This window comes from Acuticoccus sp. MNP-M23 (assembly GCF_031195445.1).
Lineage (GTDB): Bacteria > Pseudomonadota > Alphaproteobacteria > Rhizobiales > Amorphaceae > Acuticoccus.
On record NZ_CP133480.1, the window covers coordinates 730,013 to 744,119 of the forward strand.

The following is a 14,107-nucleotide window of genomic DNA, read 5'->3' on the forward strand; positions in this document are numbered from 1 at the left end:
TTTGCCCGCCGATAGGGGGGCCCGATTCAACGCCGTTTGACACTCTTCGATGTCGATTTCGTCATGATGACCCCATTCTCTCAGAAAAGGAGGTCTCTGGGAAAGCGGGTGCGGTTCAAAATGGATACGCTCCGAGTTTACCAGCGACACATGTCCTGAAGCGTTTGGGCAACAGGTTCATCTGGCGTCTGGCACATCATGTAGATGCTACAGCATGCATCCGCGCATGCCAGAAAACTCTGCGCCGGATGCTTGGGTGTGGAAGCGGCGACGTGGCGCCCAAAAGCCGCGCAGGTGCATGGGCACACGGGTGATGCCGCTGCACTTTCACTCGGCTGTTGCGGTGATGGCGCCGGGGTTGCGCCCTTCCCTTCCGGCTCGGGTTCGGCTGAATCAACACCGCGCATGATCTGGCGGACTTCTTTGCGCCATCGCGCGAGATAGAAATCGCCGAGCGCGGTTCCCACCAGGTCCCGGTCAGGTCGGCGCACCCTGTGCTCCAGAAACGGAAAAGTCTGCGTGACGCTGCTTCCGGCAAGGGGTCCCAGCGCGAACGCAAAGCGCAGCGTGACCGAGTTTTCCGCCCGCGCCGTCACCTGCACGGTAGCGTAGACTTCGGGCTCGACCTGGTTGCCAAGGCCCCCCACCATGTCAGTCCGCGCCAGTTCGTAGGACGTGCCCTTTGTCATTTCAGGCCATCGCGCGAGGCGCGCGTGAAAAAGGCCGTCGTCGCGCGGGACCGTGAGGGCGAGTCTGACGCGTTGGGTCTGCGTCATCGGCACGCTGAGTTGCCCGTCGCGGATCGTGTAGCGCATGAAGGCAAGGTCGAAGCCGGAGACGGTGTCGTCGCCTGCGAGGCCCTCGCGCACCTCGCGGCGCGCGCCCCCCCAGTCGACGCGTCTCGACGCAAGCCGCGGCAGCTTCGCCATGGTGACGGGGTCCGCAGCTGTCATCAAGAGCATCTGGATCGCACTTACGGCCACTCGCGACATATCGTTGAGGATCGGGCGATTTTCGGGACCGACAAGGTCCGAGCGCTCATCGTCCCCGAAATCGAAGGGGTTGAAGTCGTTGGGTCCGAAGGCGCGGGTTGTCGGTTCGATCACGACGGCGCTGTGGACGCCGCTGCCCGAAGGCGCCGGGCCGGTGGCCCCCGCCGTATCAGTCAGCTTCAGCGCGATGGCGAGGTCGGCTTCACGCCACGGCGTCTTCTCCGTCACAAACCGCCGGGTCGCCCGGTCCCCCTCGCCAAACCGGCGCATGGGGGACTGATTGTAGACAACCTGGATTTGCTGCGGCCGATCCAGCAGCGGCACCGGGATAACCCAGCGCACGGCGTGGGTTGCACCATCGCGGGTCGGTCCCTCGCGGATCGGCAGGCACGCCCGGCGCCCTTCCTCCAACGACGCGTCGAGCGCGTCGGCGCAGGAGAACACCGGCACCTGATAGGCATCTTCGCCGGCGGTTATCGCGGCAAGGCCGAGGTGAAACCCGTCCGCCGTGGCGAGATCGTCCGCAACCAGCCGGATCATGATTTCCGCCTTGCCGGAGCCGGTAGGGATAGCGATCTGATGGCATTGTCCCGCGTAGTTCATGAATGGCGCGGCGGGCCTATCGTAGCGCAGGTTGTTCTTGGAAAGCTCGACACCCTTGCAATTGAACATGGTGCCCAGCCATTCACTGCGCGTGATGTCTGGCGGGGTGCGCGGAAACCCTTCGAACGAGGTTCCGGGGTAGCTGGCGATATCGGCCATCGCGAGGGTCAGCGCCGGACCGAAGGGAGCCGTGTTCAACCGTTGCCGCATCAGACTATCGAACCAGCGCACCGCGTCGGCCTCGCGCGCCACGGGCCGGAACGGATCGGACGGAAAAATCGTGTCGAGCAGGCTGACGCTGCCATTGCCATACCGCTCGGCCAGATGCGCGAAGAAGCTGCCACCCTTGTAGGCGTTGGACGGGTGGAAGAGACCGATTGCGTAGTTCGCTGCGCCGAAGACCTGCTTGCGGTCGCCGGGTTCGATCGTCTCCGGTGCAGTGCCCCGTGCCGCGATGAAGCGAGCAGCAGCGAACTGTGCGCTGCCTTCGTATAGCCACTTGTCGTCTTCGGTGAGGATGTTGTCGAAACATGGCCGCCGGGCGTTCATCGAACTGCGGATCGTTGTGGCCTGCACAGCGTGCACAAGTTCGTGCATGGCGGTCGCGCCCACATCGTAGGCGGGGTCGACCGCGAGGTGCAGGCCGTTGAAGGCGATGAAACCGGATTGCCCCGCATCGGCCGTCCAGTCGCAGAACGCAAAATGAGCGACGACGTCTGGCTTCATGTTGTTGTCGACGAACACAACCAGCGAAGAGGCCTCGCCCGGTCCGTCGACGACTGGCCCCAGAATATCGGGGCTGACATCGATGCGCTTGGAAAGGTAGCCCATTGCCGCGGACAGTTCCGCCTCCAGGCGAAGCGCGCTGGTGAGAAGCAGTTGCGCGCAGGCATCATGGCCGCGCCGGCTAACCAGCCCGCAGTCAGTGACCACATTGGTCGGCTGCCAATCCGCAATGTTGTTCCATTGGCTTCGCGGTGGCAGACCGATCCGCGATGCGGCGGCGCCGGCCCACTCCGGCGAGTCGGGAAACAGGTTGATGGGCGGCACGCCCGGCCCACGGATGTGGCGGTGTTCGACCGGCTCGGGTGACGGGAGCGAGAAGGCGCCTGTTTCGATCTGCGCCGTTGCGCTCGTCAGCGCGAGAGCAGTCCACAAGGCTGCCACGATCCAACGTGCCGTCATTGGGGTCTCCCGCCGTTTTCCGTGATCCATTGTGTCGTTCCGGCAGCACGGGCGCGCTTGGCGCCGGCAACCGCTGCGCAAGCCGCAGGATCGCCAGGCGTGACCGTGATGGGAACAGCCACCAGGATGCTCGCTTCTGCGCCGCGCTTGTCGATTGCGATGTAGCGGATTTCCACCGGGCCGGGCCGAGCCGGGGCAAACAGCGTCACGGTGTGGAACCCGCTGTAGAGTTCCTGCCAGTCGAGCATGTCGGGCGTTTCGCGCCAGGGGAGCGCGAGCGTGACACGCCGCACCGTCTCGGGCCATCCGAGAGAACGCGTCGGCGTCCGGGGTGTCGCCGGCCCGTGCCAGGTGATCTCGATGGGGCCGCAGATCGGCACGGTGCGGTCAGCGACTTCGAGCCGAGGCGTTTCTCCGTTCGCAGGATCGAACGTCAGTCCCTCCGGCGGTGCGGCCGGTCCGCCCGACTTCAATGCCTCGAAGTCCGGCAGTGGCGGCTCCGCGGGCGCTGCTGGAACCGTGCAAGCCGGCCGCGTGAACGTGGTTGCGGCGAGACTGTGCCCACCGCTTTTGTAGCTTACCCGATAGGCCCCGGCCGCTTCGGGCACGGGAAGATGCAAGGTGTTGCTGCCGCCATCATCAAGGAAGGTGAAGCTTGCAAAGACGTCGCCATCCTGCGTGCTCACGTCGATCCCGTCCCCATGCCAGCGCGGGCCGCGAATGCGCACCGGAAACGTCGGCGCGCAAGGCTCTATGACCGCAGGGGCGGCGATCTTTGCGTCTGACGGCGTCACTTTCACCCTCGCCACCAACTCGCGACCCTTGGTGATGTCGACGATCTCGTAGTCGCCGGGTTCGGCCGGTGCGCGAAAGACCCTTCGCACGGAGTCCGGAAAACGATGTTGCGCGACCGGGCGCACACCGCCGCGTTCCTTCCCGCGCCGCCGGAGACGAAGCCGCTGGTGCCAATCGTTCGAGGTCATCAAGATGGGCGCATGGGCTGGAGTCGGCGGCAGAACTTCGGGCGCGTCCGGTTCTGTCCCCTCCGCGGGGTCAGCGGCTGCGGGCGAAGCCGGTTCATCGCAGCGCCCTTCGGCGAGCGCGAACAGGTCGTCGGCGCATCGGGCGTTGTCGCGCTGCGCCTGTTCGAACAGGCTCTGCGCTGTGGCGCCGGTGCTGACGGCGGCGCTGAAAAGCACGATGGCCGCAATGCGCCCGGCCATCATTCCACGTAATCCTTGATCGCGACCTTAGCGCGTTCGAAATCCTTCAGCACCGCGGGGACATTCTCGTCGAGCCCGGCCTGGCTGGCGTTCTTGCCCATCAGAAGTTCGGTGGCGGTGAAGAACAGCACATCGTTGTCGATGATGAAACCGACGCGGGCGTAGTGTTCGGCAAGGTCGAGCAGCGTCGTCTGCGTCGCGGGTGTGAGGATCCGGTGAAGCGCGAGTTCGTTCGTCGCCCCGTCCGGACCGGGCTCCACGGATGCGTGGTATTTCCCGCTGAACTCGGTGGAGAGCGTGTCGAGGTCCGGGCCGTTGCCGCGGCCGGCGAAAAACGCGTCGGGCGCGATAACGGCGCGCACGCCGGTGGCGCGGCCGAGCCTGTAAGCGCCGGTGAGCGTGAGCATAACGCCGAGCCGCCCCTTGCCGCCGCGCGCGTCCTTGCGCAACGCAGCAGCACCGAGAGTTGCATCATGGTCGAGCGTGCCGATGCCGAGCCAGAAAGGCGCGCCATCAATGTCGCTTGTGCCCCAGAATTCGCCGTCGATCGGGCGCAACTGCGTGACGAGGCCCGGCTGTTCGTTGGCAATGAGCGTCATGCGCGGCGATCGGCGCCGGGTGTCGCCCCCGCCGACGTCCCGCACCAGCTTGCCGGTGTAGGACCAGCCGAGTTCGTTGGCGAGCGCGATGCGCCGAACGGTGCGGCGACCCTTGGCGTTGGCCAGCTTGTCGGCGCCGAAGACGACCGCCATCCCAGCGGTGAAGAGTGCGATCCCGCCCCATGGATCACGCCCGGCGACAAGATCCCAGCCAACCCAGACGACCGAGGCAAGCACCGCGTAAAGTGCGAAAGAGGTGACGGCGCGCGGGACGGCAAAGCCCTTGCGGATGGATGACGGGTCCGGTGTCGCCACCGATATCCCGCCTGCGAACGGGTCCCAGTGCTCACGCACGACGGTGCCGTCGCGGCCCTCCTCGGCCTCCTCGGCACGCTTGACGAGGGTTGCCAGATCGCCTGCCATCAGTCGCTTGCCTCCGGTCCGATGCCGACGCGGGGCGGCACCGTGACGGTCGCCCGGTTTTCCGCGCCAAGCTCGACGTCGCTGGCCGGCCGGAAACTTCTGCGCACTGCGTTGAAGTTCGCAGGGGTCGACTGGATCAGTGTGATGTAGTCCCGAGCGCTGCCGTTGCAGAACCGCCGCGCCGCCGCGATCTGGCCCTCGGTTTCCTCAAGCTGCCGCTGGAGGATGGCCACGTTCTCGCCCGCGGTGCGCGCCGGGTTGGACAAAGCGGAGACCAGAAGGGCCTGCAGGGAGGCCGAGGGACCGGCCTCCCCGATAATCGAGACCGCCATCAGGGCGCCGGGACCTCGATGGCGAACCGGTCGACCCAGATATGGCTTTCGCCTTTCCTGGCATCGGAATACTGGCCGGGCAGAAACGCCGCCCGTCCCGACACGCGAAGCGCGGTGAGCGTTTCGGTCGTGACGGTCATCTCCTCGGCAGCGCGCTCGTCGTTCGCCGGCAGCGTCATCGTGACGGCTGCAGTCAGTTCGCGGCCGCGGCGTTTCAAAGTGAGCCGTGCGCCGTCAACTTCCAGCGACTGCAGGACCTTTTCGGCGTATGCACTGCCCAGCCTGCAGATATCTCTGGCAAAGGGACCGGCGAAGAGATCCTTGTCGACCACTGTCATCTGGCCGTCGGAGAGCCTGACAGCGGCGAGAATCAGGCGCGTGCCGCAGCCCTTTGTATCCTGGTAGAGCACGGCCGTGTACTGATTCTGCGCATCGTCAAAGAGCGAAAGAAACAGACCCGCGGCCCCGGTTTGCGGCGACATGCGGGCGTCCGCGACGAGGTCGAAATCGCCATCTGGCAGCGGTTCATCGAGAACGTAGCGGTTGAAAGGCTCTTCGTCGGAGTAGACTGTCGTGCCAGCGACGGCGGCAAACAGCGCGCCCTTCCCGTCCAACGAGGCGAGCTCTGGTGCGGGCTGCTCGACCTGCCACGCCGGGTCGAGGGGCCCGTCAAAGGTTTCCTCGAAACGCACTTCGGACGGCATAGCTGCAGGAACCGGCGGCACCTCAGGTTCAGGTGCCGGAACCGGGACGTCGGCGCTGGCAGCTTCAGCGACTTCGACCAGCGCATCCGTCAGCTCTGCGGCGTTGCTGGCCGCAAGTTGAAGCCCGTTGCCTTCCTCTGCGATGCACGAAAGCGCAGCGTTCTGTTCCTCGGTCAGCCCGAAGCCGACGACGTGGACGCGGGTTCTTACCCCGCGGGCGGCCAGGGAGGCCGCCGCCGCGCAGGGATCGCCGCCGCACGTTTCGAGGCCATCGGAAATGACGAGAACATCGGCCTGCCGGTCACCCGGCGAGATGGCGTCGGTGGCCCGCGACAGCGCGCCCGCGATCGGCGTCTTTCCACGCGGAGTCACAAGCTCGGCAAAATCACCGATCACGCGGCTGTCGTGCGCGCCGGTGGCGAGCAAAACCTCGATATCGCTGCAATCGGCCTCGCGGTTGTGGCCATACGCCATCAAACCGAGGTTGAGCGTCCCCGACAGGTCCGCCGCAAGGCCGCGAAGCGCGTCCTTGGCCGTCGTGATTTTCGCAACACCGTCGATCTGCCCCCACATCGAACCCGACCCGTCCAGGATGAACAGCATGTCGCCGCGCGACGGGTCCGGCCTGAAGCCTGGCATATCCCCCTCGATGGGTTCGTCGGCTGCCGGCTCGGCGCCGAGCGCGATCTCAGGCTGGTTCGGGTCACCTCGGCCTGCGTCGACCATCTGGGCGAGGTTCCAGTTGTTTGCCGAGGATGAGATCAGTGAGATCTGCCAGGGCTCACCGGGCGAGCGCTTGACGAGGGTATAGGCGATGCGCTGCGGCGCGCCGAAATTGTCGAACTCGGTCCACACCTGCGCCGCGCCCTGAAGGATCGGCACATCGTCGTCAGCGTAGACCGAAAGGCCGGTGATGTCGAAGTCCTGCGCATCGAACACCGGGTCGAACTCCAAGTTTGTGCGCACCACAGCATCCGCCAGCGGGTCGACCAGATAGCGCCTCAGCGCAGGGCCATCGTTCAAGAGCGATCCGCGCCCCTGCTCCAGGCGCGCAAGGTGTTCGTTGACAAACGCCTCGACAAGGGCGACCGCCGCGCCGACATCGTCCTGCGCGCGGACAGGAAGAGCGGAAAGAACGGAGAACGCGAACGCTCCGAGGAAAGCGGCAAAAAGCTTCACGATGGGCTCCAGACTCAGTTCGCGGTTGCTGCTGTGATTTCGAGGCGCTCCAGCCGCCCCACGGTTTCCCCGCGCGACTTTCCCTGACCGACCAGGAGTGCGACGGGGCCGGGCACCTTGAATGCCGCCACGGCTTGGGTGTTGTACTGCGCAGGACCGCCGGGCTGGTCACCGTTCGCCGGCAGTGTCATCTCAAGGCGGCCGGAATAGCGCGGGCCGCGCCTGGAGAGAATGAGGCGAAACCCGTCGTTCTCAAGCGCGGTGAGGATGGCATCGCCGTAGGCACGGCCGCCTGGGTTACCGCTGCACACGGACTTGACGAACGGGCCATTGAACATCGATCGGGAGAAGCTCGTCGTCACCGACTTGTTCGCGGCGCCGACGGCGCGCGTGTTGTAGATCCCCACATAAAGCTGCGCCCCGCAGCCGCTCGTGTAGATGTACGCGCTCAGCCGGATCACGTTTTCCGGCCCGCCGAAGAGGGCAAGCTCGACTGCGTCGGACCCGGTCTTCGGCTCCAGCTTGGCTGTGAGTGAGATGTCGAAGTCGCCTGCCGGTGTCCCCTCCAGAATGAAGACGTTGTCGGCGTCGGCCTTGGTCAGAGTGTCGTTTCCGCCCGAAGAGATCACCGTCAACGCGCTGCCTTCGACGATGTATGCGCCAGTGTCGGGATTCTGGACCTGCCACGCCGGGCCAAGGTCCCGGCCATCGAAGTCGTCAATAAAAGGGAGTGACAAGCTCGCCGTTTGAGCGGCCCCCCCGGCGGTTACTGGCTCGTCTCCGTCTGCGGCGATCAGCGCCTCTATGTCGAGCGTGGCCGTTTCGCCAGGCGTGTTGCCGGACCGTGCGGCCTCTGTGGCGGGAGCCGCCAGTTGGTCAAACAGGCTCCCGCCGGATCCGCTGGCACTGTCCGACATTGCGGCAACGTTCGCCAGGGTCCAACCATCGCCGAAGATGTCGACGATACGCAGGCCATCAGACCCGTCCTCCAGCCTGAAGTTTACAATTTTGGCTTCGCCGCCCGCCAGAACAGCTGCATCCACGCGGCCACTTTCAACGCTGCGCAATTCATAGCGTTCAATTACGCGCTGGTGACCGCCTGACAGGGGATCAAAACCGGTGCCGGTCTTCGCCAGCGCTTCGGCAACTTGTGGCGAGACGAACGCCTCTGTCAGCCCGGGTGTCTCGGTAATCCGCGCACCGCTCGCGCGAACGCCGATAACAACGTCATAGAACGAACGCGTCAGCTGCAAGAGTGCAGCATCATTTGCGGACTGGGCCCACGCGGGCGATCCGGCGACTAGCAATGTGACAAGCATCAAAGCGCGAAATTCTCGGTTGTTTCTGCTCATTAAGCGCCCCGTAGATATGTACGTTTCTCGACATCAATGCGGCTAGACTATAATCCTACCTCCATAAATAAACAGAGTACATTCCAACTAACTCGCCCGATATGGAAGTCATGCGTAGACGCTCAGAGCGTGTTTGAGAGGGTGGTTTCCGACGGCGATTGCGTCGTGATTCATGGTGTGTCGGAGTCCCTGATGCGAGACGAACGCCGATGCCCCGACGCAAGCGCCGCGCCTATCCGAGCGACCTGACGAACAGCCAGTGGGCCGTGATCGAGCCGATGATCCCCGACGCCGCGCCGGGCGGTCGCCCGCGCCGCTCGCCCAAGCGCAAGATCGTCGAGGCGATCCTTTATCTGCTGCGCGCCGGTTGCTCCTGGCGGCTTTTACCGCACGATTTCCCGCCATGGCAGACGGTGTATTGTTTTCTCCGGCGCTGGGAGGGCGAAGGGGTCTGGGCGCGGGTCCACCACAGCCTCGCCATGGCGGACCGGGAGCGCACGGGGCGCGAGGCCTCGCATTCCGCCGCCATCATCGACAGCCAGAGCGTCAGGGCGGCGGATCAAAAGGGGGTTTCAAAGGCTACGACGTCGGCAAGAAGATCTTCGGGCGAAAGCGCCACATTCTGACCGACACCGACGGTCGCCTGCTCGCGGTCGAAGTCTACGCCGCCGACGTTCAGGACCGCGGCGGCGCGAAGGGCGTGCTGAAACGCACCCGGCGATCATTCCCCTTCGTGGAGACCGTCTTCGCGGACGGCGGCTATGCCGGACGCCTCGTTGACTGGGCGAAGGACAAGACCAACGTCACCCTTGAGATCGTCCGTCGCATGCCCTGGATGAAGGGCTTCGTGGTCATTGGCCGCCGCTGGGTGGTCGAGCGCACCTTTGCGTGGATCATGAAATCCAGACGCCTCGCACGAGACTATGAGCAGCTCACCATCGTCGCCGAAGCCCTCATAGTGATCGCTGCCGCCGCAACACTCGTCAGGTGATGGTTGTGCCCCTTCTCAAACACGCTCTAAGCTTGAAACACAACCAACCCAATCTCTTTCAGATCGATACTCGCTCCACCTCATCAAGGCTGATCTCGTCTGCCCGCCAGTCGTAACCACGCGTTGTGCGCGTTGAGGCGTGGTTCGCCATCTGAGCCGCCTTCTCGAGCGTCCCGTCGTTCTTGAGGTAGGCGGTGATGCCTGTCGCCCGGAACGTGTGGCATCCGATCAGCGTGTCGATATCGGCCGGCCGCGTCCGTCGCCGGATCATCTGCCAGACATTCGCCTGGGGAAGGCGGCGCTCTGAGAGCGTTTTAGTATCCCGGTCAATGGTGCAGAACATATGGCCCGTGCAGTCCTCACACAGGCCGCATTTGTCGAGATAATCGTTCAGATAGCCTTCGAGGATGTGGTGGCGGGGCACCTTGTGACGGTTGCCACGCTTTTCGTGGAGACGCACCCAGAGCTGCTCCCATGCCTCGGCGGTCGAGCACCGGCATCCCATCCCGACGCACGATTTGGCGCTGCCCCCTCCCCCGTCGACGTCTATCGACGAACGCTCGATTTCGCGGTCATTGCGCCGCCATCTGTGCGTTCAGCGTGTCGTGGCGCTGGCGAATTTCCTGAGGCCATCGGCTCTTGATGTAGGAGAGGACGGCGATGATATCTTCGTCGGTCAACATGCCTTCGTATGCCGGCATATTGGAAAAATATGGCTCACCGTTCCCCATCTCCTTTGGCAAACCGTACTTGGTCAGCTTGAACAGGAGCGCATCGGGATGGTGCCAGGTGTGCCCCGTCTCGTCGTGGGGAGGGGCGGGCAGGCGGCCATCCGGCCCTTGCTCGCGCCAGTTGGGCTGACCCTCGAGGTTCGGGCCGTGGCAGGAGGCGCACCGGGTTTCGTAAATGGTTTGGCCGAGTGCCACGACCTGCGCATCACCGGGCAGGAGGCGTTTGGGCGGGTCGATTTTCGGCGGCCAGAGGCCGAATGCGGCAACCGCCGCAAGGCCGATTGCAACGCCAGCGCCTGCAAGAAGTAAGGGCCGCATGAGGCGCATCCGCTCAGCGGCCCGCTTGGTAATAGACAGACGCGCCCTCGGCGGCGTCCCCGCCGAAGCCCAGCACGTCGTACCGGGCGCGCGGATCATTGCCCATGCCCACCGAGCCCATCGGCATGCCGGGCACCGCAATCCCGCGAATGGCCGGCCGCTCCTTCAGCAACTTGGCGATCGCTTCGGGCGGGACATGCCCCTCGATCACATAGCCCTCCACCGCGGCGGTGTGGCACCCCTCGAAACCAGCCGGCACGCCGGCCTGCTGGCGCACGGGAGCAAGGTCCTCCAGCTCCGTGATCTCAACCTTGTAGCCGATGCGATCCATGTGGTCGGCCCAGCTCGTGCAGCAGCCGCACCATGGCGTCTTGTAAACGTGCATCGTGTGGTTCTGCGGCTCCGCGTGCGCCGTGCGCGGCAATCCAGGCATCGCGACAATAGCGAGGGTCGCGGCAAGTGCTGCCGCGTAAAACATCTTCATCTTTCAGGCTCCGGGTTGCGAGAGGTGGATGTCGGCAGGTCGGGGCACACGGGCAAATTATCCTTCACATCGCGCCCGATTGCCGCTCGTCAGATGAGGCTGAACCATTCGGCGAGCATCCACGCGCCCATCACCATCATCACGAGGTTCTCGGTGAGGCTGATGAACCCGAGCGGTACGTTGGAGCCGCCGCCGACGCAGGCGCACTTCAGCTCGCGCTTGTCGATGTAGACCGCCTTGACGACGCTCACCGCGCCGATCGTCCCGATGAAGAGCGAAACCGAAGCGACCGGCAACACCGCCCAGTTCATGTTGGAAATGAGCGCCATCATGCCGAGGCCCGCAAAGGCCTCCGCGTAAGGATAGATATAGCCGTAGGTCACCTTGCGGCGGGCGAGAAGGTCGTAGCCCAGAAAGCCGTTCACGAAGCCGTCGACGTCCTGCAGCTTCTGCAGCGCGAGCGCGACCATGGAGAAGGCGAAGAACCACTTCACCCACGTCGCAATGGGAAAGCCTTCGTAAAGGTTGAAGACGAGCGCCAGCGCCATCAGCGCCGTGGTCGCGAAGATCGCGATGACGGGACGGTACGTCGTTTCGTCCTTGCTCTTCACGTGCTTGCCGAAGTGGCGCTGCAGATCGTCGTAGCCGCCGACGCGTTCGCCGCCGATGAAGGTCTGCGGCGTTGTCTTCACATCGTGCTCGGCCTTGAAGGCGTCCTGCTCCGCGCGGCTCGTCAGGAGGTGATCGTCAACCTCATAGCCGCGCCACTCCAGCAGCGATTTCGACTTCAGGCCGAACGGACAAAGGTGCTCCGGCGTCGCCATCCGGTAGAGCGTGGCGACCTTTTCGCCGCTGCGCCCCGGCTCGGTCGCGCGTTCTTCGGCGCGGGTGTCGCCGGACGGTCCGTCCGCGGCGTGCTCACGTTCGAGATTCTCAGCGGTGCTCATGATGCCCTCGATCTTCAATATACCCCACATAGGTATAGAGGCCACAGAAAGGCAAGGGCTGACGCGAAACCGGCATTGAACCCGGGTTCAGCCCGGTTGTCGCGAGACGCCCATGCGTCCATCTTCTGACCTATAGGCCTACGGGGTATGGGACGAACGGCGCCCAGCGAGCGTGGTTCCTTCTGCAAGGCGGGTTTGGAGGCTGCATGAAACATTGCGACAAGGGTGCGCTCCTGAAGCGCCTCTCCCGATTGGAGGGGCAGGTGCGCGGGGTCGCCCGCATGGTGGAGGAGGAGCGCTATTGCGTGGACATCCTCACGCAGACCGCAGCAATCCGTGCCGCGCTGAAGGGCGTCGAGCGACTGGTACTGGAAAACCATGCGCACCACTGCGTGGAGGACGCCATCGCGGCCGGAGACCCCGAGGACCAGCGCACCAAGTTCAACGAGCTGATCGCTCTGCTGCAAAAGGCGCAGGCCTAGCCAAAGCTGACGCCTGCGGTGACGAGGAGGATGGCAATGGCCGATGCTCGACACCAGCGTCCTCGCCCTCACAGCGCCCGTTGCCCATGCAGGGGACAAGCCCATGATCATCGAGATCCGACGGATCCTCTGCACAACACTCAGGAAACGCCATGAAACATCATATGCTTGCCCTTGTTTTCGCCATTGTCATGGCGCCGGGCCTCGCGCTTGCGCATTCCGCCGCCAAGCCTGGTGCACCGGCGGATGGTGAAACATTGTCCGCACCGCCGGAGCTGGTCCGCCTCAATTTCGGCGATCCGATGCGGATCACCGTGCTCAAGCTCGTCGGCCCTGCCGGCGAGGTGAAGCTGGCCCGCACCGACGGCATGCAGCCGGTCACGACGCTCGAAGCGCGCCCCGAAGGCGAGATGGGTGCCGGCGCCTACGAGATCGAGTGGCGGGGGATGAGCGCGGACGGGCACATCATGAAAGGCACGGTCGACTTTCAGATCGAGCCGTGAGCGAGATCGGCGCCTTCACGATCCTCGCGATTGCGGTGCGCGCGCTGGGGTATGCGGGGAGCCTTCTGGCGGCCGGCAGCGGCCTTTTCCTGCTTGCCTGGGGCACGCGCACCTACCACGGCACCGAACCGTCTGCCGTTGACCGCGTCATGCGGCGAACGGCCCTGCTCGGCGCCGTTGCAGCCGTTGCCACCATTGTCGCCACCCTGCTGGGCCTCGGCATGCGGGCCGGAAGGCTGTCCGGCATGGGCCTTTCGGGAATGACCGATGGGGTGATGCTCCAGATCGTCTGGGAAGGCGCCGTGGGTACGGCGGTCGCGTCACGCATTGCGGGCCTTGCGGCAATTGTGGTCGGCCTTGCGGCGTTCCGGCACTGGCCTGGCGCAGTGTTGATCGGGATCGGCGCGCTCGCCACCGCGGTGTCCTACACGTTCGTCGGCCATGCGACCGAGGCGCCGCGGCTCCTCCTTGCCTTCGTGCTCACCCTGCACCTTTTGATGGCGAGCCTCTGGTTCGGCTCGTTCGCGCCGCTGATTGGCGCAACGCGCAACTTCGCGCGCGCAGATGCCGCAGCGTTGCTGGAAGCGTTCGGCCGCTCCGCCGTGTGGGGCGTTGCCGTTCTGGTCGGAGCCGGTGGAATTTTTGCCGCAGCGCTGATCCGCAGCCCTGCGGGCCTTCTCCAGAGCGCTTACGGCCAGATCATTCTCGTCAAGCTTGGCGTGGTGGCAATGCTCCTCGGCCTTGCGGCGCTGAACAAGTTTCGCCTCGTCCCCGCCCTGGCGTCCGGCCGGGAAGGGGCGCGAACCGAAATCGTGCGCTCCGTCCGCATGGAAGCGGCCGCCATCACCATCATCCTTATCGTCACAGCAACGCTGACATCGGTGGCAACACCGCCTGTCCGAATGGACGCTGCGGACAGCAGTCAGGAGACGGCGCGACCGCCCGAGGAACCAGCGCGCTCAAGCGCCTTGCTGCGGCGTGACAGCTCCCGGTAGAGCGCTTCGGGGCTGGCCGGCAGTTCATCAACTCCTCGCGCCGCACCCGTCCGCGCTTACGGCA

At 64.9% G+C, this 14,107-nt stretch carries 14 protein-coding genes; 4 read left to right on the top strand and 10 right to left on the bottom strand.

Annotated features, from left to right (window positions below):
• Window positions 1-137: 137 nt before the first annotated feature.
• Genes RDV64_RS03485 through RDV64_RS03510 form a run of 6 tightly spaced genes read right to left on the bottom strand, consistent with a single transcriptional unit; the run spans window position 138 to window position 8,493 of the window.
• Window positions 138-2,810 (bottom strand): hypothetical protein, encoded by a 2,673-nt coding sequence (locus RDV64_RS03485; RefSeq protein WP_309197892.1) that lies wholly within the window; start codon window positions 2,808-2,810, stop codon window positions 138-140.
• Complete coding sequence (locus tag RDV64_RS03490; protein WP_309197893.1) at window positions 2,777-4,006, bottom strand: hypothetical protein; 1,230 nt, start codon at window positions 4,004-4,006, stop codon at window positions 2,777-2,779. The genes RDV64_RS03485 and RDV64_RS03490 overlap by 34 nt, the downstream gene beginning before the upstream one ends.
• Complete coding sequence (locus tag RDV64_RS03495) at window positions 4,003-5,025, bottom strand: hypothetical protein (RefSeq protein ID WP_309197894.1); 1,023 nt, start codon at window positions 5,023-5,025, stop codon at window positions 4,003-4,005. Before RDV64_RS03495 ends, RDV64_RS03490 begins: the two co-directional genes overlap by 4 nt.
• Window positions 5,025-5,357, bottom strand: coding sequence for a LemA family protein (locus tag RDV64_RS03500; protein WP_309197895.1), 333 nt, complete (start codon window positions 5,355-5,357; stop codon window positions 5,025-5,027). Before RDV64_RS03500 ends, RDV64_RS03495 begins: the two co-directional genes overlap by 1 nt.
• Window positions 5,357-7,240 (bottom strand): VWA domain-containing protein, encoded by a 1,884-nt coding sequence (locus RDV64_RS03505; RefSeq protein WP_309197896.1) that lies wholly within the window; start codon window positions 7,238-7,240, stop codon window positions 5,357-5,359. Before RDV64_RS03505 ends, RDV64_RS03500 begins: the two co-directional genes overlap by 1 nt.
• 14 nt (window positions 7,241-7,254) lie before the next feature.
• On the bottom strand, window positions 7,255-8,493 hold the full coding sequence (locus RDV64_RS03510; protein WP_309197897.1) for a hypothetical protein: 1,239 nt from the start codon (window positions 8,491-8,493) through the stop codon (window positions 7,255-7,257).
• Between the two features lie 308 nt (window positions 8,494-8,801).
• Here RDV64_RS03510 and RDV64_RS03515 point away from each other — a divergent pair.
• Window positions 8,802-9,583, top strand: a protein-coding gene (locus RDV64_RS03515; protein WP_309197898.1) for an IS5 family transposase whose coding sequence is annotated in 2 segments (ribosomal slippage) — window positions 8,802-9,152 and window positions 9,155-9,583 — 780 coding nt in all. Because the reading frame shifts where the segments join, the coding sequence is not laid out codon by codon here.
• A 58-nt stretch (window positions 9,584-9,641) separates the two neighbouring features.
• On the opposite strand, the gene RDV64_RS03520 is transcribed toward RDV64_RS03515, so the two are convergent.
• The 4 genes from RDV64_RS03520 to RDV64_RS03535 all read right to left on the bottom strand — a co-directional run bounded on the left by RDV64_RS03520 (window position 9,642) and on the right by RDV64_RS03535 (window position 11,940).
• Complete coding sequence (locus RDV64_RS03520) at window positions 9,642-10,043, bottom strand: tyrosine-type recombinase/integrase (RefSeq protein ID WP_309197899.1); 402 nt, start codon at window positions 10,041-10,043, stop codon at window positions 9,642-9,644.
• Between the two features lie 112 nt (window positions 10,044-10,155).
• Window positions 10,156-10,632, bottom strand: a complete 477-nt coding sequence (locus RDV64_RS03525; protein ID WP_309197900.1) for a cytochrome c — start codon at window positions 10,630-10,632, stop codon at window positions 10,156-10,158.
• Window positions 10,633-10,645: 13 nt separating this feature from the next.
• Window positions 10,646-11,116, bottom strand: coding sequence for a DUF411 domain-containing protein (locus RDV64_RS03530; protein ID WP_309197901.1), 471 nt, complete (start codon window positions 11,114-11,116; stop codon window positions 10,646-10,648).
• An 89-nt stretch (window positions 11,117-11,205) separates the two neighbouring features.
• Window positions 11,206-11,940, bottom strand: a complete 735-nt coding sequence (locus RDV64_RS03535) for a glutaredoxin (protein WP_309199424.1) — start codon at window positions 11,938-11,940, stop codon at window positions 11,206-11,208.
• Window positions 11,941-12,269: 329 nt separating this feature from the next.
• On the opposite strand from RDV64_RS03535, the gene RDV64_RS03540 reads away from it, so the two are divergent.
• From RDV64_RS03540 to RDV64_RS03550, 3 genes are all read left to right on the top strand, one after another.
• A complete protein-coding gene (locus RDV64_RS03540; protein WP_309197902.1) occupies window positions 12,270-12,545 on the top strand; it encodes a metal-sensitive transcriptional regulator in 276 nt (91 codons plus the stop codon).
• A gap of 152 nt (window positions 12,546-12,697) precedes the next feature.
• Window positions 12,698-13,048 carry a copper resistance protein CopC gene (locus RDV64_RS03545; RefSeq protein WP_309197903.1) on the top strand — a complete coding sequence of 117 codons (351 nt, stop codon included), beginning with the start codon at window positions 12,698-12,700 and terminating at the stop codon, window positions 13,046-13,048.
• Window positions 13,045-14,043 carry a CopD family protein gene (locus RDV64_RS03550; protein WP_309197904.1) on the top strand — a complete coding sequence of 333 codons (999 nt, stop codon included), beginning with the start codon at window positions 13,045-13,047 and terminating at the stop codon, window positions 14,041-14,043. Before RDV64_RS03545 ends, RDV64_RS03550 begins: the two co-directional genes overlap by 4 nt.
• Window positions 14,044-14,107 lie beyond the last annotated feature (64 nt).

Coding starts and splice junctions, on each gene's coding strand:
- RDV64_RS03535 (WP_309199424.1), bottom strand. CDS start 11,940: ATGGCGACGCCGGAGCACCTTTGTCCGTTCGGCCTGAAGTCGAAATCG.
- RDV64_RS03540 (WP_309197902.1), top strand. CDS start 12,270: ATGAAACATTGCGACAAGGGTGCGCTCCTGAAGCGCCTCTCCCGATTG.
- RDV64_RS03530 (WP_309197901.1), bottom strand. CDS start 11,116: ATGAAGATGTTTTACGCGGCAGCACTTGCCGCGACCCTCGCTATTGTC.
- RDV64_RS03485 (WP_309197892.1), bottom strand. CDS start 2,810: ATGGATCACGGAAAACGGCGGGAGACCCCAATGACGGCACGTTGGATC.
- RDV64_RS03490 (WP_309197893.1), bottom strand. CDS start 4,006: ATGATGGCCGGGCGCATTGCGGCCATCGTGCTTTTCAGCGCCGCCGTC.
- RDV64_RS03500 (WP_309197895.1), bottom strand. CDS start 5,357: ATGGCGGTCTCGATTATCGGGGAGGCCGGTCCCTCGGCCTCCCTGCAG.
- RDV64_RS03525 (WP_309197900.1), bottom strand. CDS start 10,632: ATGCGGCCCTTACTTCTTGCAGGCGCTGGCGTTGCAATCGGCCTTGCG.
- RDV64_RS03495 (WP_309197894.1), bottom strand. CDS start 5,025: ATGGCAGGCGATCTGGCAACCCTCGTCAAGCGTGCCGAGGAGGCCGAG.
- RDV64_RS03545 (WP_309197903.1), top strand. CDS start 12,698: ATGAAACATCATATGCTTGCCCTTGTTTTCGCCATTGTCATGGCGCCG.